This window comes from Paraprevotella xylaniphila YIT 11841 (genome assembly GCF_900683745.1).
GTDB classification, from domain to species: Bacteria; Bacteroidota; Bacteroidia; order Bacteroidales; family Bacteroidaceae; genus Paraprevotella; species Paraprevotella xylaniphila.
Map to the genome: position 1 here is coordinate 2418650 of NZ_LR215980.1, position 20466 is coordinate 2439115.

General features: G+C 47.4%; 10 protein-coding genes. 2 read left to right on the top strand and 8 right to left on the bottom strand.

Features of this window, described 5'->3' with window-relative positions; translation table 11 throughout:
- Window positions 1-4: 4 nt before the first annotated feature.
- Together E0E47_RS10465 and E0E47_RS10470 are read left to right on the top strand one after the other, a co-directional pair.
- On the top strand, window positions 5-1717 hold the full coding sequence (locus E0E47_RS10465; protein WP_130893616.1) for an FG-GAP repeat domain-containing protein: 1713 nt from the start codon (window positions 5-7) through the stop codon (window positions 1715-1717).
- 12 nt (window positions 1718-1729) lie between these two features.
- The gene (locus tag E0E47_RS10470; protein WP_130893617.1) at window positions 1730-2824 is read left to right on the top strand and encodes an acyltransferase; all 1095 of its coding nucleotides are present in this window, start codon (window positions 1730-1732) and stop codon (window positions 2822-2824) included.
- Window positions 2825-3155: 331 nt separating this feature from the next.
- Here E0E47_RS10470 and E0E47_RS10475 read toward each other — a convergent pair whose 3' ends face one another.
- The 8 genes from E0E47_RS10475 to E0E47_RS10515 all read right to left on the bottom strand — a co-directional run bounded on the left by E0E47_RS10475 (window position 3156) and on the right by E0E47_RS10515 (window position 20463).
- Window positions 3156-5573: an alpha-galactosidase gene (locus tag E0E47_RS10475; RefSeq protein WP_232038405.1), complete on the bottom strand. Its 2418-nt coding sequence runs from the start codon at window positions 5571-5573 to the stop codon at window positions 3156-3158.
- Between the two features lie 143 nt (window positions 5574-5716).
- On the bottom strand, window positions 5717-8074 hold the full coding sequence (locus E0E47_RS10480; RefSeq protein ID WP_130893618.1) for an FG-GAP repeat domain-containing protein: 2358 nt from the start codon (window positions 8072-8074) through the stop codon (window positions 5717-5719).
- A 30-nt stretch (window positions 8075-8104) separates the two neighbouring features.
- A complete protein-coding gene (locus tag E0E47_RS10485; protein WP_130893619.1) occupies window positions 8105-10462 on the bottom strand; it encodes an FG-GAP repeat domain-containing protein in 2358 nt (785 codons plus the stop codon).
- 41 nt (window positions 10463-10503) lie between these two features.
- Entirely contained in the window at window positions 10504-12228 is a 1725-nt protein-coding gene (locus tag E0E47_RS10490; protein WP_232038406.1) for a RagB/SusD family nutrient uptake outer membrane protein, read from the bottom strand.
- A gap of 16 nt (window positions 12229-12244) precedes the next feature.
- Complete coding sequence (locus E0E47_RS10500; protein WP_130893621.1) at window positions 12245-15427, bottom strand: SusC/RagA family TonB-linked outer membrane protein; 3183 nt, start codon at window positions 15425-15427, stop codon at window positions 12245-12247.
- Window positions 15428-15447: 20 nt separating this feature from the next.
- A complete protein-coding gene (locus tag E0E47_RS10505; RefSeq protein ID WP_130893622.1) occupies window positions 15448-17028 on the bottom strand; it encodes a fasciclin domain-containing protein in 1581 nt (526 codons plus the stop codon).
- A 16-nt stretch (window positions 17029-17044) separates the two neighbouring features.
- Window positions 17045-18907 carry a fasciclin domain-containing protein gene (locus E0E47_RS10510; protein WP_232038407.1) on the bottom strand — a complete coding sequence of 621 codons (1863 nt, stop codon included), beginning with the start codon at window positions 18905-18907 and terminating at the stop codon, window positions 17045-17047.
- An 11-nt stretch (window positions 18908-18918) separates the two neighbouring features.
- Window positions 18919-20463 carry a RagB/SusD family nutrient uptake outer membrane protein gene (locus tag E0E47_RS10515; protein WP_130893623.1) on the bottom strand — a complete coding sequence of 515 codons (1545 nt, stop codon included), beginning with the start codon at window positions 20461-20463 and terminating at the stop codon, window positions 18919-18921.
- Window positions 20464-20466: the final 3 nt, after the last annotated feature.

Below are 20466 nucleotides of genomic sequence, written 5' to 3' on the forward strand. Positions count from 1 at the left end.
AGACATGCAAAAGAAACTATTTACCGGCATCCTGGCCATATTGGCTTGGATGCCCGCCACAGCGCACGTATGGGATGAACTGGCCATCCTGGCACGCCCTAACGACGAAGGCACATTCACGTTGGAAAAATACAGCTTCCTGCAACCCACCACTTACACGAATGCCGTGTTTTTCGATTTCGACAATGACGAGAACCTCGACTTGCTCATCATGGGACAGGGAGGAGACTGGAACATCAGCGGAGACACCAAGATCGTCACGCTCTACCGTAACTTGGGAGCCGGTGAAGACTTCCGTTTTGAACGCGTACCGGATGCCGGTTTCCTGCAACGCCGCGACGAAGGTTTCTACAATCCGGTTTCCACGGGGGATTTCAACCATGACGGCTACACAGATGTCGTCATCATGAGCTACCAAAACGGACGGCACATCGATTTGTACCTCAACGACAAGGGCACGGGACGCTTCATCCGTCAGGAAATCGACTTTGAAGCCGCCACCAACGGTTCGGTCATGTTCGGAGACTTGAACAACGACGGCTGGCTGGATATCGAGTACTCCGGCTACAGTGACAAGACTTCCACGGCCTTGAAAACCTACATCAACCAACAAAACGGAAGCTTTGCCGACCTCACGCCCGACAACCTCACCGGAGCATTCCAAGGACAATCCACCTTGGCAGACATCAACGGAGACGGGACATTGGACATCATCAGCACCGGAAACGGCGACAACTGGGTCTGTCTGGCTCCTATCTATTATAATACGACAGACGGTTCCGGACATCTGTCTTTCCGCCACGTCCCGGAAACGGAAAGCGGCATTCTCGGCGTAAGCCGTGCCAATCCTCTCGTGGCGGATTTCAATGCAGACGGACGGATGGACATGATTATCAATGGTGAACCGAGCGACGGCAGCGGATTCCGTAACCGGATTTATTACCAGAACGAGGAAGGAAAGTTCACCATGGACACCTCCTACCCCATCGTTCCCGTGAACCAGGATGGAGGCATCAACATGGGGGACTGGAACGGGGACGGCAACATGGACATCATCGTGGGCGGCTACATCGGGACACGCGACGCCGACGCACCGACCTGCTACTCCTCTCCGTTGCGCGTCTACGAGAACAAACCGGAAAAGAACGGGTTGAAAGGCAACACTTTCCCGGATGCCCCGGGCGACGTATCGGCAGAAATGCAAGGTGTCGAACTGGTCATCCGTTGGGAAGACGGTTCGGACAACGAATCGCCTGCCTCGGCCTTGCGTTATAACTTGTTCGTCCGGAACGAAACGACCGGAGAAACGTACTGCCTCATCCCCGCAAACCGGAAAACCGGAAAGCTCAAAACAGGCACGGACTTGCAAACCTCACTGTCCTCCCGGGTCAAAACCTACCGCATCAAACCGTTCGGAGACGGGAAATATACCGTAGGCGTACAGACCCTGGACCAGTCGTATGCCGGAAGCACTTTCCGGACATGCACCTTGGAAGTCAGCACCGGGATAGCGTCCGCATCCCTTTCCGGGCAGTTCAAAATTATCAAGAACGGACACAACATAGAAGTGAAAAGCCCGTTACACGAACAAGTGAAAATCTACGGCACGGACGGATGCCTCGTCGCGCACGGAACCACAAACGAGACAATAGTTCTTCCGGCACACGGCACTTTTCTGGTTTCGGCAGGGACGTACAAAGAAAAAGTCTTATTCTAAGAAACAAACATTATGGACCACAATGCTACAAGAGCGGGAACCACCCGCATCGTATTCCTCGATTACCTGCGTGTTCTGGCCTGCCTGATGGTCATCGCCACGCATTGTTGCGAACCGTTCTACATCGGAGCAGACGGCATCTGGCAATGCGCTTCGGAAAGCGACCGTATATGGGTCAGCCTCATCGACAGTGCCATGAGAGGGGCCGTGCCGTTGTTCATCATGACTTCATCCTACCTGCTGCTCCCCCTGAAGGATGACAACACGACTTTCTTCAAACGGCGTTTCGTCAGGGTGTTCGTCCCCTTTGCCGTATGGTCGTGCATCTACGCCTTCTGGCCTGTCCTAATGGGACAGATAGCCGCGTCGGAACTTCCCATGCGCCTGCTCCATCCCATCTGGAACTTTAATGACGACAGCGGACACCTGTGGTACATTTACATGCTCATCGGCCTGTATCTGTTCATGCCCGTCCTCTCTCCTTGGCTCAAACAAACTAGCCAAAAAGCAGAATTGGCTTTCCTCACCGTATGGTTCGTATCGTCTCTCTTTCCTTATTTAAAAGAAATCGGGGCAGGTGACTTGTTCGGTGAATGCTATTGGAACGAGTTTCACAGTTTCTGGTATTTTTCCGGTTTCATCGGCTATCTAGTCTTGGCACATTACATCCGCCACCACCTGCACTGGAATGCCTCGCGAAGCCTCAGCGTCGGCCTGATTTGTTTCCTTGTGGGTTATGCCGTCACTGCCATTCCGTTCTACTACCGCTCGTTCACCCATGAAATGGTACGGGAGGTGGAACTGACTTGGCTGTATTGTACTCCCAACGTCATCCTGATGACTTTCGGTGTTTTTATGATGTGCAAAGCCATCCCCCAACAGAAAGCCCCGTATTACGGCCTCGTCAACCGTTTGTCGCGCCTAAGCTACGGCGTTTACCTGCTGCACATCATCGTACTCTACTCCGTCTTCTTCGACCTGCTCAAGGGATGGGAACTAAGCACCCCGGTCTTCATCCTGACGCTTACCATCTGCACCTTCACGCTGAGCAACCTCATTACATGGCTGCTGTCCAAGCTTCCTTTCGGAAAATACCTTGTAGGATAAAGCATCCTGTTCATAAGAAAATCAAAGGAGATGTAACATCGCGCTACATCTCCTTTTTTTAATCCTTTCAATGTTGTCCAATAGAGTTTTTACGAAAACATTGTTTATAAAATCCTGAAAACAATCTTCTCCTTAAACCAAATACCTATTAAACCAATCATTAACCTAATCTCAATATTAACTAACTGCACTGCAAAGAAAGGAAAGATTTAGGAGATTACATAGAAAAAATGATGCAAAAAATAGAAAAAATACGCATTTTAGCATAAGATGATGTAAATTAAACATTTAGCTGATGTATTTAAAACCTAAATCAATCCCCTCTCATCCCTCAATGAACCATAGCTTTTGCTAACAGCACCTGCCCTTCTTGAAGGCAGGCACGCAACAGCAGCAGGCCTTTCACCGGAGATAATGCCACGCAAGCATTATACACCCCCCGTACATTCTGGGATTTCAGCAACCGCCCCTGAAGGTCGAAAACATCTATTTTTCTCAACGGAGCCGAAGCATCAATATTCACTTCCAGTCCACCGTTGCTCCCGGAAAGGACGTGCACGTCCAACCGGACATCTTTACCTTCCTCCGACGTGGCATCCGCAATCCCGGAACCGGGCTTCTTATGGAAACGGAACACTTTCACATCCTTGGCCGGCACCTTGTAAGAAAGTTCCTCACCATCTACAACCACCGCTTCACCGCTCCACAGTTCCTTCACCGCATCAAAATCGCCCCCGGCGATTTCGAGGTCGGACAACGGGATGCTACCGGCAGACTCCTTGTCAGTGTAATTAAAGACCGCCACATACAGGTATTCCTCCGTATGATGCATAAAGCAGGTTTCTGCCGCATCAGCATTCCCGTTATGCTCTTTATGGCCATACACAGGCATGAACGAGCGTCCTAAATCGGCCATCTCATTAACGTCCTTGTTCATCATGATTTCTTGCGCACGGGCACGCGACAAAGGCGCATCCCCATTTCCCGAATCATCGTTCAAGGCGAAATTGTCGGCCACCATCATCATTCCGGTTACCGCCCCGCTCGTGAAACGGGCACGGTTCTCTCCCAACGTGCAGTTTTTAGGACTTCCCCAGCCCCCGCTGCCGACCATGACCAAGTGATCCGGGTCATTATACTGATAAAGCAAGTCGGTCCACCAACCGCCGGAAATGGCATTCATGCAATATTCCGTTTGGCCGATATCAGCCCATGTGTCACACCCCACGCGACGGGAATTTCCATAATGATAAGGGAAAAGGGGAGAAATGGAGAAAGAAAGGAACATCGGCTCGTCTCCCTCATCGACTACTTTCGTCAGGTAGCTCAACCCGTTATTATAGGCTTCCATAGCCGTCATCACGCCTTTGGCATAATAAGAATCGGCCTGCACCATGCCATGACTGGTGAAATCCAGTTTCAGGAACCGGAATCCTTGTTTCTTCATTTCCTGAAGACGGGTAGAAATCCATGCTTTCGTACCTGGATGGGTCGGATCCAGACACATGGCTCCTCCCAAACTATAAGGCTCACCGTTCACTTTCAGGAAACAGTCCTCTGCCGTGTACTGGGTGCTTCCCATCTTGTCGCCCCATCCCCACCACCAGGAGAACGGGGTGAAATACAACCCTACCGTCTGGCCGTTTTCTCCGCCTTCCTTGCACAACTTTATCCTCTCATCGGTTGACAGATTGTCCCAAGAGTCTATGCCGATTATCTGCATGCCTTGGCTGTTCACGAAACCATTAGGCTTCAAGACCTCATGATAATAATCCGCTATTTCCACATCCGCGTCGAAAGAATTCTTTTTTTCCAACACGCCCCAACTTTGCCAACCAAAAGGCGTGCCCTTGTCCCACGTATCACGCATCGGCCGGACCATCGTATTGGCACGGGCAAAAGTCTCCATGCCCGCCCGCCAATCGTCTGCAAAACCGACAAACATACGGGCTGATGATATTTTAGGCCCTTTCAGCTTACCGTGAGGCAAGACGTCCCGCGTCTCCGACGTAGAAGCACCGGAATAGACTTTCAGGACATTGACCCGGCCATTGTCCGAAGCTTCCACCGATATGGCATTCTTCCAATGGTCATGGTCTACCGCACCGATTACCATCCCCTCCTTGGTTTCTCCATTGAACCAAGCCGCCACTTCGTAGGAAGTCATCGAAGTGTCCATCTTATACTTATTGTAACGTGTCCACCCGTCATTGTCGAAGGGCACTTTAAGCATACGGTTGTCTTCACTTTCGGAGAAGAGGACATACATCTGGTTGACCGACACCGGAGCCAGATAATTGGAACGTATAGCCTCGTCCCCCTCTATGGACAAGTCTGTAATTAAAAAGTCGTTTTCTTCATATACACAAAACCGCTGCACCATCTGCACGTCGTCCCCGTTCTCCGGACGGGTAAAAGTAAAGGTGTAGCAAGTCCCTGCCCCGAACTCGTCATTCACTTGCTCCTCGGTCTGTCTTATATCGGCAAAAGATGCAGGCGTCACGGTGCGCGACTCTCCTGACACGTTGTCGTAGACCGCCTCTGAAGCGGAACGTGTGAAAAGACATTTCCGGGCCGAACCGTCCTCGTTTAAAACATTCACCCGGAAAGCGTGGTCGTTTTCGATATAGGATATTTTCCACAAACCGTCCACAATCACAATATCCTCCGCATGCCCTTGCGTGAAACATCCACCTGCACCCATCAGTACAGACAAGCTAAGAATAGGCTTTAATAAAGTATTTCTCATATCTATAAAGTTTATTAATTACGTTCAACCGGTCTCTTCGATTTTAATCGGAATAGAGAGAAAAAACGTCCCGGCTATTTTCACAAACGACCGGAACGCACAATCTAAACTAATCTAATGTTAATCAAAAGAAACTATTTTTATTACTTCACGATCTTCACCGCTTTATGGTTTACCTTAACGACGAACACGCCTCTGCCATTTACCGTAATAGGAGCATTGGTCATGCCCGTAGCCACCTCGGCGCCTTGCATGTTGTAGATGGCTACCGCAGCAGACTCCGAACTGTTCACCGTGATGACATCGCCTTCGACAGCAACCTTCACGCCGGCCTGCTTCTCCGGAGCTTGGATGCCGGCCTCATACCCATCTGTCACGGTCACTTCCGTCGTCGTGAAACCACTAGCCAAATAAGCATAGTTCACAGCCTGTACACCCACGGTATAGCGGCCGGCCGGCAATTTCTCGAACATATAGAAGCACGAACCCTCATCCATGGAATAGTTTACGGCATACGCACCGAACATGCTATAAGCCAACTGCTTGCCGGTTTCCGTATTGGCCGGGACCAACATACGGACGGCACCGGTCTCATTGTTGCGGATATACACATTGTGGACTGCCACATTGCCATTGCTCAAATAAGCAGCAGGCCATTTTACCATTACCTGACCTTTTTCGGCAGCCTCAGCCGTCACTTCAGCAGGCGCATCAGGACAAACCGGCTCATAATCGGTTTCATTGTAACTGATGATAAAGTTATCCGTACCGCCTTCATAACCTCCGGCCATGATGTCCAACTTGCCATCGTTGTCCACATCGCCGAAATTGCCCGGGATCGGATCTGAATCATCCCATATCCACGTGAAGCCTCCGAAAATGTCGTTACTCCAATAACCCAAGTCGTAAGAAGTATAAAGGCCTACGCTTCCACCTTCACTCACTTCAAAGACTCGACACCAATCCCATTTGTTGCCATCGGGTTTCAACGCATCCGAATATCCACGATGATATAAATCAGGAACATCGTCACCATTGAAATCGGCATAGAAGAATCCACGGTTCCCGGCATCCGTCATGCCCACCATAGGCACTGTCTCTTCAACGAAACTGAACACGCTGCCCTCAGTCGGAGTGTTGATAAGGCAGAAAGTCTCATGAATGTCGCCTCTCTTCTTTCCGCTAATCCAAAGATCCATCAAACCGTCCTGATTGTAGTCCGTGGCCATCATCACCGTATTAACCGACCCCCAAACCTTAAATACATCTACTAATGTCCCGGTAGCCTCGAATCCCAAATTAGCCAAAACGTCTTGGGCAACCGGAATCAACTGATCTGTCACATCCTTGAACGTACCATCTTTTTGGTTATGGTAGAAACGAATTTCATCTTCCCCGGGTTCTGTTCCGACATCTCCCATGTCTGTACCATCCGCATATCCGGAAACCACGATGTCCAACCACCCGTCATTGTCCATATCGAAAAAGACCACGGAACCATGGCTCAAAGGCTTGGCTTTCATGGTGGGCTGATCCTTGAAATACACGCTCTTAACAGGGTCACCCGTCTCCGGGTCTTCGCCGGCACCGCTTTCTTCCCACAGCCCGTGACGGTTTACTTCCACATCGAAAGGCAATGCTTCGAACACGTTCATTTCTTCAAAACGTTCGCCGTTTACGTTACGGAGCAACTTCACAAAACGTCCGTCGTATGCATTGCCGGTTATCAAAAGGTCCACATAGCCGTCTTTGTCATAATCGCCCGTTACGACCGAAGTATAAGCGTTGTCTTCATTAAAGCGGTTGTAATCGCCTTTCTTCGGATTCTCAGAGAATTTAATGGAGCTAAGCGCTTCGTCTTCCACCACTTCAAATTTACCGTTCCCTAAATTCTTTACCAATATATACCCCTGAAGGTCACCTACTTTTCCGGGATGGAGAATCAGATAGTCCACCAAACCGTCGGCATTGAAATCAATGGGTTGCGACCCGACACTCCAAGCCGTCTGGGGCAAACCGTTCTGTGTGCCGACATAAATCTCATTTTTCGTCACAATCGTATCATTCACCGGCTTCCCTTCCTCATCTACCACCGGTATGATTTCATCTATAATCTTATTGCCTTCACCGTCCAATACGAAATCACCGTTTTCATCCGTCTTCCATATCGTATCAGTCTTCTGTACGATGGTCGAATCCAACTGGATTTCCATTATGGGTTCAAAATCGGCCTGAAACGTCCGTTCCCCCAATCCCTTGGCAAACACGGTACGGGTTTGCCAACTATACGATTGACGCTGGCCGTCCAACCATAAATCATTGATTCCGTCATTGTCGAAATCACCTATTTTGGGAGTACACATACTGTTTGCCCAACCATAGGTTTCCCTAAACGTCATATCACGCGTGAACGTAATCGGATTATTCTGGGCCTGCACTTCTAAAACAGAAGCCAACAAAGCCGCACTGAACAACGTTGTTTTCAAAGTCATTTTTCTCATAATTATTATTTTTAGAAATTAAACATCATATTACTTCACTATCTTGACAATTTTTTGGTTTGCCTTTACGATAAACACGCCTCTGCCATTTACCGTAATAGGAGCATTGGTCATGCCCGTAGCCACCTCGGCGCCTTGCATGTTGTAGATGGCTACCGCAGCAGACTCCGAACTGTTCACCGTGATGGCATTGCCTTCGATGGCAACCTTCACGCCTGCCTGCTTCTCCGGAACTTGGATGCCGGCCTCATACCCGTCTGTCACGGTGACTTCCGCCGTCGTGAAACCACTGGCCAAATAGGCATAGTTCACCGCCTGCACACCCACGGTATAGCTGCCGGCCGGCAATTTCTCGAACACATAGAAGCATAAACCCTCATCCATGGAATAGTTTACGGCATACGCGCCGAACATGCTATAAGCCAACTGCTTGCCGGTTTCCGTATTGGCCGGGACCAACATCCGGACGGCACCAGTCTCATTGTTGCGGATATACACATTGTGGACTGCCACATTGCCATTGCTCAAATAAGCAGCAGGCCATTTCACCATTACCTGACCTTTTTCGGCAGCCTCGGCCGTCACTTCAGCAGGCGCATCAGGATAAACCGGCTCATAATCGGTTTCATTGTAGCTGATGATAAAGTTGTCCGTACCGGCTTCGTAACCGCTTGAAATGAGATCCAACTTGCCATCATTGTCCACATCCCCGAAGTTACCTGCGACCGGATGGTCGTCATCCCATTGCCACATAAATCCTCCAAATATGTCGTTGCTCCAATAATCAAAACCATAAGAAGTATAAAGCCCGACACTACCTCCTTCGCTTACATCAAAAACCCTGCAATAGTCCCATCGGTTTCCATCAGGCTTCAACGCATCCGAACGTCCGCGATGGTATACATCCGGCACATCATCACCATTGAAGTCCCCATAGAAGAAACCACTGTTCCCACAACCGGTCATACCCACAATATTCACCTTCTCCTCATAAAAGCTGAACACAGAGCCTTCAACCGGCGTGTTAATCAGACAGAGGGTTTCAGGTACACCCGTCCGTGATTTACCGCAAATCATAAGATCCATCAAACCATCTTGGTTATAGTCCGTAGCCATCATTACTAAATTCTCCGTAGCCCAAGCTGTGAAAACATCTTCCAACGTACCTTTGGTTTCGAGTCCCAATCCTGCCAATATCTCCTGAGCAGCTGGAATCAACTGGTCTGTCACATCTTTGAACGTGCCGTCCTTTTGGTTATGGTAAAAGCGGATTTCGTCCCCTCCGGGTTCGGCACCGACATCTCCCATGTCTGTACCGTCAGCATATCCGGTAACTACAATATCCAACCAACCGTCATTGTCCATGTCAAGAAAAGCCACAGACCCGTGGCTTAAAGGCTTAGCCTTCATGGTAGGTTGGTCTTGCAAGTACACGCTCTTGATGGATTCACCGGTTTCCGGATTGTCACTCACACCAGTTTCTTCCCATAAGCCACGCCGGTTCACTTCTTTGTCAAAAGGCAAGGCCTCAAATACATTTTGCACTTCAAAACGTTTACCTTCCACATTCCGAAGCAATCTCATGAAACGGCCATTCACATCCATGCCCGTTATCAAAAGGTCTACAAAACCATCCTTGTCATAATCACCGGTCACCACGGAAGTAAAGGCATTCTCTTCATTAAACTTATTGAAATCTCCTCTTTTTGGATTCTCCGAGAACTTCATGGAACCGAGGGTTTCGTCCTCTACTTCTTCAAACCGTCCGTTCCCTAAGTTCTTTACCAACTTATACCCTTGGACATCCCCGACCTCTCCCGGATGAAGGACCAAATAATCCACCAAGCCGTCTGCATTGAAATCAATGGGTTGCGAACCGGCACTCCAAGCTGTCTCGGGCAATCCGTTTTTCGTCCCCATATAATTTTCATGTTCTGTCACTATGGTATCATTCACGGGATTTCCTTCATCGTCCAACACCGGTGCCAGTTCTTCTATGATTTTATTCCCTTCACCGTCCAATACAAAATCCCCCTGATTGTCTTTCATCCATATCGTATCTATTTTCTGTACGATCGTAGAGTCGTAAGTAATCTCCATTATCGGTTCATAATCAGCAAGAAATTCTCTTCCGCCCAATCCTTTCGCAAAAACGGGCCTGGTCTGCCATCCTTGCGATTGCCGACGGCCATCCAACCACAAGTCGTTGATTCCATCATTGTCGAAATCACCAACCTTGGGAGTAGCATTACTATTTGCCCACCCATATTCTTCCCTAAACGTCATATCACGCGTGAACGTGATCGGGTTGTCCTGAGCCTGCACTTCACCAACTGAAGTCAACAATGCCGCGCTAAACAACATTCCTTTAAAAGTCCTCTTTTTCATAATTATATCTTTGGGTTAAACACTGCTTGTACCTATATGCTTCATTTCAAGTACCAACGCTCCTCTTCCATCAAGGCTTGCTCCATTCTTTCCGCATTTTCTCCGAAACGTTCGGAAACCTTTTTAGCCATATAAGCCGGATATTGGTTACGATGGCGGGCCACCCTCAACAGATCAAAGAACCTATTGCCTTCAAAGCATGTCTCTGCCGCCATCTCGTCCACGATACGGTCTTCCACAAACAAGATGGAATCTTCCAACGTTCCGGCCGAAGTTTCCGTATTGAAATCCGGAATGATATAAAATTCATTATCGTATGGAATACCGTTTCCCCGTCCACGAGTGGCCGTACCTACATTGTCTGCAAAGATGTCTTCCGTAAAATTCGTGTATATTTCCCCCTTGCGTTCACTCTGTTTCACCCGACTGGGATTCTCAATCGTCGTGGCATTCAATCCATATTTCAAAACCGCAAAAGCCATTGTCGGTTTCCCCAAACGGTTCAAGGCTTCAGCCAAACGGAGGTAAACATGGGAAACACGGTATAAAGGCAAAGTCCGCTGCAGGTATAATCCCCCCAAAGCCTCATTTTCGGGGTCGCTTCCACCTGTCACAATAGTTTTGTCCATATTGCTAAATTTGCATATATATGTAGCAGCGACATTGTTTAATGTCATTGAACCATAGGCTGAAGCAATTACCGAACCACCGGAAAGGACCGCCTGTCCACGCAGGTCTCCGTCACAGTATCCTGACACGGTAGGCTTTCCTTCCACTCCTACTACATATAAAGCTTCCGCCATGTCTTCCACAAAAGATTGCGCCGGAGCTATAAAAGCCTTGTCATTGTAAGACCAACGCAACAACAACGGATGATAGTCTTTCGGATTTGAACTGTAAACCAATGAAGATACAACTTCATTGGTTGCATAACTCAATCCAGATGTATGCATAAAATACGAAAAGCCCTTACGGGATATGTCAAGCCATGCATTACGATACATCGCCGTCACCGTCAGTTCCCGTTCCTTTATCAGCCTGTAATACGCAGTGGCCGCATCCGCATATTGGTTCAAGAACAGGTATAAATCACCTAAGAGCATATCCACCGGAATAAATACCTTGTCAAGATTCAAACCGTCCACAGAACCGTAGTTCAAATCCCTGACCCCGATATAGGGTTTCAAGTCTTCTATCAGAAGCTCTGCCAACTGCTCTTGGTTCTTCTGTGGATAATCTTTCAAACTGGCTTCCAAATCCAAAACCGGAGTTTCAATCCAACTGACCTCACCGCAAAGCAACGCCAACTGCCAATAGGTCCATGCCCGTATCACCTTGATTTGCGCGAATTCAGGTATCATGACCTTGTCCTCGTAATCGACCAAAGTCGTATCCATGTGGGCTATGGCATAATTGCAATTATTGATGACCTGATAATAATCATTCATCATCTTATATGGGTTGGAAGCAGAAACCTCAAACCGGGATATTTCCTGAAGGTCCACATCCGCATTGGCCGTGGCCTCCATTAAATCGCCACGTAATTCCCCCATCAGTACATACCTATCTCCTAACCTCTGAATTTGGGCCAATATCCCCATGATGGAATACAGCGAATCATTGGGAGAATCCAACCGGTTCCCCGACTCAAAAACGACCGAAGTCGAATCTGTCTCAAACATGTCGGAACAAGCCGTAGGTACAAATAACCCCAAGCAAATCCATGCTCCCCAAACTGTCTTCATGTTCTTTATATTCATCTTCATAACCGACATTTTTACATTATAAATTGATATTCACACCTAATTGGAAAGACCTGGACTGAGGGGTCAATCCTCCGTCAATGCCCTGTCCCAATACAGATGTACTATAAGAAAACTCCGGATCTACACCCAAATACTTCGTCAACGTACAAACGTTGTTCACGGCTGCCCACACGGAAAGGCTTTGAATAAAATTCTGCCGCATCGGGACATGGTAAGTAAGCATCAAACGTTTGAACTTCAAATACGACGCATCTTCTATCCAACGATCCGAAAAGCGTGAGTTCCCCATAGGGTCATCATAAGTAGCACGAGGAATATCCGTTTGCTGCCCATTGGCCATCCATCTGTTTTCCATGGAGACAGACTGGTTATACAAACTCTTTCCCGACTCCAAACTGGCACGCAAGGCATTATAAGCGTCATTCCCCAACGAATAAGTAAACAATGCTCCCAACTCCAGGTTCTTCCATTGGAAATTCAGGTCGAAGTTTCCGTAAATGTCCGGATTCGGATCACCTATTACCACCCGGTCCTCCTCATTGATGATTCCATCCTTTTTCACATCTATAAAACGTATATCGCCGGCTTGGAAGGGCACGCGCTGTCCAGAAGAAGAAAGAATGGCCAGACCGGCTTCTGCCGCTTCCTGCGAAGTAGAGTAGACCCCGTCCGTAAGATAACCATAAAATACACCAACCGGACGACCGACTTCTGTCAGCACTTGTCCGTCACATACTTCGGTAATGAAACTTCCATTTTCCAAGGATGTCACCTCGTTTTTATAATGTCCGACTGTCGCCCCGATGTTTAATTTAAAGTCACGCATATCCAACGCCCGGACTTTCACGGCTACTTCCAAACCATTATTCTTCAATTCCCCGTTATTGTCCCAAAAGTATTCCAACCCCGCTTCATCGTTCAACGGCCTGCGTGTCACCAAGTCTTTAGTGCGAGAGAAAAAGACATCGGCATTCACAGCCAAACGATTCGAAAACATACTAAAATCCAGACCGATATTGGTTCTTGCCGTTGTTTCCCATTTCAATTTCTCATTGCCGATATTAGCCAAAACCAACCCCGTGGCATCTTTAACAAAAGACGTAGACGTAAAATAACTCCTATTGGCGAAAAGCGGAAGGTTGTCGTTGCCCGACATGGTATAAGCCACACGAACTTTAAGATTATTGACGAAATCCACATTCCGCATGAACTTTTCCGATGAAACCAACCAAGCCCCAGAGACAGACGGGAAATAGCCCCAGGAAACACCAAATAAATCCAATCCTCCGGCTTCGCGGCCAAAACGCGAAGACGTTTCCAAAGACATGCCTACATTGAAAAAGTAACGGTGCCGGTAAGCATAATCCGCATTAAAATACCAAGCCGTGTTCCGGTCCGTATATTCATGACCGGTCAACGTGCGAAGGTCGCTGTTTGTATTGGAAAGTGCGGTCATATAGTCGTTTCCCGTATTATACCCTTGCCCCATGGTATAACGATAATAAGTATTGTAGAAACGGCCTCCTATACGCGCATTCAAATCATGCCGCCAGTCTTTCAGAATCTGCCATGCCAAATAACCGTCCACCGACATAGAAGTCTGCCGGGCCATAAGGTTACGCACTTCATTCAATGCCGTGGCGTAAATCTCTCCCCTATCATTATACAACGGCTCATTGGAAACACCGGCATCCGGGATAAAGAGGTTTTCATTTTCTTTATCATAAGAAATCCCGAACAAAGCGGCAACTTCCAAACGGTCCGTTATCTGATAGCTCGGTCTTAAGTTCAAATTAAAACGATATTTATCCAACTCGGGAACATCTTCGCCTGTCAACGCCAAGGGGTTGCCGACATTCAGTTCGTCGACATCCGTCAAACGCCCGCTGAACGTCCCATTGTCGTTGTACTGCCACGGAGCATACAACGGGGATTTCACCAATGACAGGAAATAAGGCGAACGCATGCCGTCCAATCCTTCAAAGACAACCTTATGCCCTGTTTGCGCATAAGAAATGTCGGTCTGGATTTTAAAATCCTCCGTCAATTTGATATCTGAATTAAAACGTACGTTCAAACGGTTGAAACTCGTTCCGTCTATGTTCCCGTCGTTCTTGGCATATCCCAAGGAAAAACGATACAATGCTATATCATCTCCACCGGCCACCGAAACGCCATAGTTTTGGATAAAAGATGTCTTGTTGATTTCATTCGTCCATTTCGTATCGTTGTGTACCGCACGGTAAAACGAACGGGTCGGGTCGTCATTGGTAAACTGGAATCCCTCAACCTCATCACGTTTCATGCCGGACATGATATCTGTCGCATAACGCCGATAGGCTGCCGCCCCCATCAGAGGCAGACTTTCAAAAGGTGTCTGAAATCCCATTGAAATATTTGCTTCTATCTGGGTGGCCATTTCACGTGCACGTTTCGTGTCTATCAGTACTACGCCGTTTGCCCCCTTGGCTCCCCAGACCGCAGAACCGTTCTTTAAAATCGTGACTTTCTCAATATCCGAAGGGTCAAGCAAGGTCAAAGGGTTATTATAATAATTGTCCACAGCACTGGCTACTTGATCCTGCATCTGCCATATCACGCCATCCACCACGAATAGGGGTTGGGCAGAAAGGTTCACGGAATTATATCCCCTGATAAAGAATGAGGAGCTGCTACCGGGATCCCCCGAGTGGGAAATAGCACGCAACTGGCCGTTTAACAACGATGTCATGTCATCGGTCATGCTCAAAGTTCCGGATGTAAACCCATCCACCACGGCTTCACCGTCCGACACCGACATTCCGTCGTCATAGTACGCATGTCCGGATACCGTAAACAATGACACATCGACTTCATTGCGCCCTTTCACCGGCACGACTTGCCTTGAATATCCGGGTGCCTCTACATAAAGTGCTACCGACAAGTCCGGCACTCCAATCTCATAATTTCCGTTCTCATCCGTCATGGCAGAAACATTCAGGTTAGGGGTCGTCACACGTGCGCCGGCAAATCCCTTTTTCGTCACAGCATCTATTATCCGTCCTTTCACTTTATAGGGCATGTCCGTTTTCTCCGTCCTCACCGAAACACTATCATTTTTTCCCAAATCCTGTGCTACGGCAAGCTCCGACAACACGACAAGTCCCATCACGGCACTTATCACTTTTACTGAATGGTATTTTGATATATTAGTCATCATACTTACGCTTTAATGAGTTTCTAATTATTTTTTGCAGGAACGAACCTGATACGGTCTATCCTAAACCGCCGTACATACTTTACATTCAACTCCGATGGTGACACGTTAGTCTTAATCTCCAATGTTGTCTTCGGGGATATCTCATTCACCTTGTCGGCGTTGTCTTCATCCAAATACCACATTGCATCGTAAAAATCGGAGGTCGGGAATTGATATGCGCTCCACACTTTCACCGTCTTCATATAGACATCTCCCACGCTGTCTCCTCCAACAATCAGTTCCTCGTCATTTTTCCCCTGACGGCTTTCATATTTAGTCCTACCGTTTTCCTGTTCCACCTTCATCCTATAAGACAGACAAGTCTTTTCCGTCGCACGGCTGTTGCCGTCAATCGCAGGAGGAACGAAATCGACATAAATATCATATTGGGTAGCCAATACATTGGGAATATCGAATGTCACGCCCGGATTCAAGGAAGACCCGGACACTTCCAGGTAACTGTTTTCACTAATCCCCTTTACCACACTGGTTCCGTCAACATCCCGTACATAGGCTGAAGTACCTGAAGCCGTAACCAAACGTCGGTCAAGATCTTCACCTTCCACTATTATAGGCTGGTTCCACACACACGTATCATCCAGATGGAGATTCCCGTCAGCCAAAAACATCAAGCCGTTGGAAGCCGGTTCTTGCCGATACCCGGCAAAATAATCTTTCGTATTCCGTATGACGCTTCCGGTTACAGTGACCAACGAATCAGCACTTCCGGGATCTGTTATCCGACCGCCGAAGGTCAATCCATACACAATGGCCTGCCCAGTCTGCACTCTCGTGATAGAATCCGCCACAGCCTCATCGGCATTATAAACTTTGAAATAAGGACTGACCTGTTCATACGCTTTATCCCAAGCTTCATTGTCCGGCAAGATCATGGTGTACACGGAATCTTCATCGTGAATCCATCCTATCCCAAAATAATAATCCTGCAACAGCCGGTTATAGTCTTTAAAAACAGAATCCTTCTGATTGCTTTCTCCCGGAACATATATTTTCTCCGAAAACTGGTTTATAAAACCATATATCTTCGAATAATTCTCTTGAGTGGAAATATACTCCCAAAAGTTATAACGATAAGGGATCGTGTCGTTCAACTTGTGCAAGACTCCGTTTTGTGCCAATATATCCTTCTGCACAATGGATATGCCGTTGAATACATCTGCCGACTCGTACGACATGACCTTTCCATCCAACATGTATATGGACTTCCCGGCTTCTGTCGCAGTCGAATTGGAATAACGGGCTATGTGGTTCTTTACCATCCGTTGCAACGCTGCCTCGTCATCCATGTCCACAGAAGACAGTGCTTCATCGACAGGTGCCCAAACCGTGTAAGTCTGTGTCGAGCCCAACAAAGAGTCCGCACCCGTCTTCATCAGGATTTGACTGAACTTGGTCAACTGGCTATCATTAAGAATCATATCCATTAAACTTACCTCAGGGATGCTTCCGTTACGGCTGTAATGTTCATCCCAATCATCGTTACAAGAAACGATTGAACCTCCGATGCCTAATATCAGGCAAATTATACCTTTATATCTCATACGTCCATTTCCTTATTTAATCACGTCCTTCATCCCTAATCATATCCGTAGGAATAAATTCAATATAGTCTAATTGAAAACCACGCCCCTTAAAGTCCACACTCCTTGCACGGAACGTATGCGCTCCATATTCCTCAAAGTGATACTGTCCCACGATGTAACGCAAAGCAAAACTTACGTCGCGCATGGGCACATTATCCCATCCTCCGTGCCAATACCATAGAGCTTCCGGTGCTTTCATGTATCCCCGGTTGCGCATCATCTTGTCATTCTCTACCCCGTCGTCATTGGTTTCGCTGTCCTTTACCCAACCCACGCGAGGGTCATCGCCGTTGATTCTCAAATCCACAGGAGTACCTGCAATATTCCCGTCCACATACATCTGCCCCATTCCACGCGTACCGCCGGAGTTATAACCGATACGCATTTCATAGTCACCGGGAGGCAACGGAATCATACGCAACGTAAAATCATAGCTTTCCTGCATCACCAATTCGTCCCCTTGATAATCGGCCCAAGAATCTTCTGCCTGAAACACACAAACTCCCGCATCATTATAAGTGAAATACTCTCCACAGAATTCAGGCGTCACCGTATATCCGCTTGTACCCTCCGGGCGCGTACTGCTATAACACTTCCAACGTATATTGTTGTTCGTCAGATGAGGTATGCAAGCAAAGAAGTCGAAACGGATTCTTTCATGCAGCACATCCTTCTCCATGACTTCTTCGTCATATACCAATATGCCGTCCAAAGTATGTATGAAACCGTTGATCGCATCTACGTTGCTTTCCTTCTCAATCACCCTTAACGAAGTATTATCGCTGTTTTTGGCATTGAGCCTGTTGCCGGCCTTGATTTTTATCAAACGATAAGTGTACATCGTCTCATAATACTCCGTCCGTTCATTGGCATAATCGGGATTAGTCGTTTCACCCGTGTATAAAAACGAGTTGGTGGCCATTTGGCGGTTCAGCATGTGATAGGCTATAAAACGGTTCAAAGGATTGTTTTTGCTTTTATAGTTTCCCAAATCTTCCGAACCATAATACGTCCTGGCATAATTCTCCATACTGGAAAGGTCCGTTATCCCATTTTGTTTCAGCAGTTCATCCGGCTCACAAAACAACGTATAACCTAACTTCAGTTTTTCCGGCACAGCCAATACCAACCCGATTATCTGGTACCGATCCGTATTAAAACTATTCACATAATCAGGGTCATAAAGCTCCGTCATTTCATCCGCCCAACCGGAAGCCTCGTAGGCTTCGGCCCAAAGTTCAAACCCTCCGTGTGCCTTCAGCGTCTCCAACAAAGTCTTCTCGGAAGGTTCGATAACTTCATCTACAATATGGACAACCCCGTTATGCACTTCGTGGTCCCCACTGATAAGCGTAGACTTTTCATTGACGTAAATACGCCGTTCTTCCCCTTCCTTACCGAAGGATATAAGTAAATACCGATCGGACAACGTGGGTTCAGACAATGCGCCTTCTTCAAATTCATCCACTAAGATTTCTTTGGTCGCATTACGTATGACACTGTTATAGACAATCTTCTGCTTCTGTTCCGAACTCAGGCCGTCCCATGACAGGCCCTTTTCTGTCAGATATTTATTAATCGCATCATTCGTAGGCGCAAAACAGGTAAAATGCCCGTACACTTCCAACAAAGCCGTTTCCCCACACTCATCCATTAGTTTATAGAAGAGGGACAACTCCGGAGTCTTCTCACAGAACGAAGCCACAGTCTCTCCCGTAAAAGTGTACATCGCATCTTCCTTGATATCATCGCTGTTGCAGGATGACAGACCGCCGACACAAGCAAACAGCAAACCCACTGCCCATGCTTTAATGGCTGACAAATATCTTTTATCCATATCCATAATTTTCAGTTTTTAGAAATATCTTCAGAAGCCATATAAAACCTATTCTGTACCAACAATGGATTCACCCGAAGCTCCTCTTCGTGAATAGGAAAGTAAATGGCATCCTTATCGTCAAGTTTACTTCTCACAGTTGTCTCGTCCAAACTCATAGACGTATATTTGCGCATCAAATAAGTATTTACGATATTCGTGGGAGACCCTTCCCTGCGCATACGCCGCACAAGGTCGAAATAGCGCTTCCCTTCAAAAAGGAACTCACGCTGACGTTCGTCGAAGACCAGGTTACGGACTTCCGACTGGTTCGTGTATTTCCCTTTCAAACTGCCTTCCTCCAAGTCCGGATGGGCACGGTCATAGGTATATGAAACCAAGTCCACGGCCTCTTCCAGATTGGCGGCACCACCGATTTCAGCCAATGCTTCGGCCTTCATCAGGTAGACATCCGGAAGCCTGTAAAAAATCCAGTTGTTCGACCCGTCCCCAAAGCTGAACAGCGGGTTTTCATAATCCTGTGCACTGCAATATGCCACATATTTTTTTATGGAATACAAGCCATCGCCAGCATATCCTTGTACGTGCCTTAAATCCAGTCCTCCGAAGAAATCCGAACCGGCACTCAAATCGTAGGCCGACAACAAGGCATTCACGTCCGTTCCTCCGTAAAAAGTCCGGACCGCCCCGTTCTGCGTATTATTATCGAACTGCAATTCCCAAATACTTTCATCCGAGTTTCCACTGTAAAACAAAGCATTAGAGAAATTGGACGAAGGCAACAAAGTCAGGGGATTATCCCTCGATGCCAATATCTTATCGCAGTAAGCCACGCAGTTCTCATAATCATTCAACCATAAATACATGTCGGCCAGTAAAGCCCAAACCGCCTTTTGTGTAACCCTACCTTTATTATAACCGTCATTGTCCGGATATTCTTTCACCGCAAAGTCTTCTATGGACTTCAAATCGGTAATCAAAGTATCCAAAATACTTTCACAAGAAGATTGTGCCACCTCATAAGCACGCGTATCATCAAGGTAAGGCTCCTCCACGTATGGGACATTATTAAACGCCCGCACCAAAGTGAAATAACAAAAGGCACGTATGGTCTTGGCTTCTGCCAAATATTGCTTCAGATGAGCCTCCGTGAAATCAGAATCATACTCACGTACCACAGGAGCATTCTTGATTAAGGTATTGCAGATATTTATCACGGTATATACCTCGCCCCATTTTACGTATCCGTTAGCGGCGTTGATATTGGCATTTAAGATATACCCCAAATCGGTATCCGAACCCGTCCCCGGCACTACATTGTCCGAACGGACTTCTCCCCACACGATAAGCCGCCTCATAAAGCCGTCTTCGTTCATCGCCCTGTAACAAGCCCCGACTCCACTCAGCACGTCCTGCTCATCTTTCCAAAAATCCTCTGCCACCATTTCCGACTGGGGCAGCAAAGTAAACCAATCGTCACAAGCCACTGTCATTCCCAAAACAGGAAGCAAGAATAAAGCACGTATTTTCAAAAAAAACTTTTTCATTTCTACCATTTT

Bases quoted from the DNA above. Each gene is read 5' to 3' on its own strand.
- E0E47_RS10465 (WP_130893616.1), top strand. From the start codon at position 5: ATGCAAAAGAAACTATTTACCGGCATCCTGGCCATATTGGCTTGGATG.
- E0E47_RS10470 (WP_130893617.1), top strand. From the start codon at position 1,730: ATGGACCACAATGCTACAAGAGCGGGAACCACCCGCATCGTATTCCTC.
- E0E47_RS10475 (WP_232038405.1), bottom strand. From the start codon at position 5,573: ATGAGAAATACTTTATTAAAGCCTATTCTTAGCTTGTCTGTACTGATG.
- E0E47_RS10480 (WP_130893618.1), bottom strand. From the start codon at position 8,074: ATGAGAAAAATGACTTTGAAAACAACGTTGTTCAGTGCGGCTTTGTTG.
- E0E47_RS10485 (WP_130893619.1), bottom strand. From the start codon at position 10,462: ATGAAAAAGAGGACTTTTAAAGGAATGTTGTTTAGCGCGGCATTGTTG.
- E0E47_RS10490 (WP_232038406.1), bottom strand. From the start codon at position 12,228: ATGAAGATGAATATAAAGAACATGAAGACAGTTTGGGGAGCATGGATT.
- E0E47_RS10500 (WP_130893621.1), bottom strand. From the start codon at position 15,427: ATGATGACTAATATATCAAAATACCATTCAGTAAAAGTGATAAGTGCC.
- E0E47_RS10505 (WP_130893622.1), bottom strand. From the start codon at position 17,028: ATGAGATATAAAGGTATAATTTGCCTGATATTAGGCATCGGAGGTTCA.
- E0E47_RS10510 (WP_232038407.1), bottom strand. From the start codon at position 18,907: ATGGATAAAAGATATTTGTCAGCCATTAAAGCATGGGCAGTGGGTTTG.
- E0E47_RS10515 (WP_130893623.1), bottom strand. From the start codon at position 20,463: ATGGTAGAAATGAAAAAGTTTTTTTTGAAAATACGTGCTTTATTCTTG.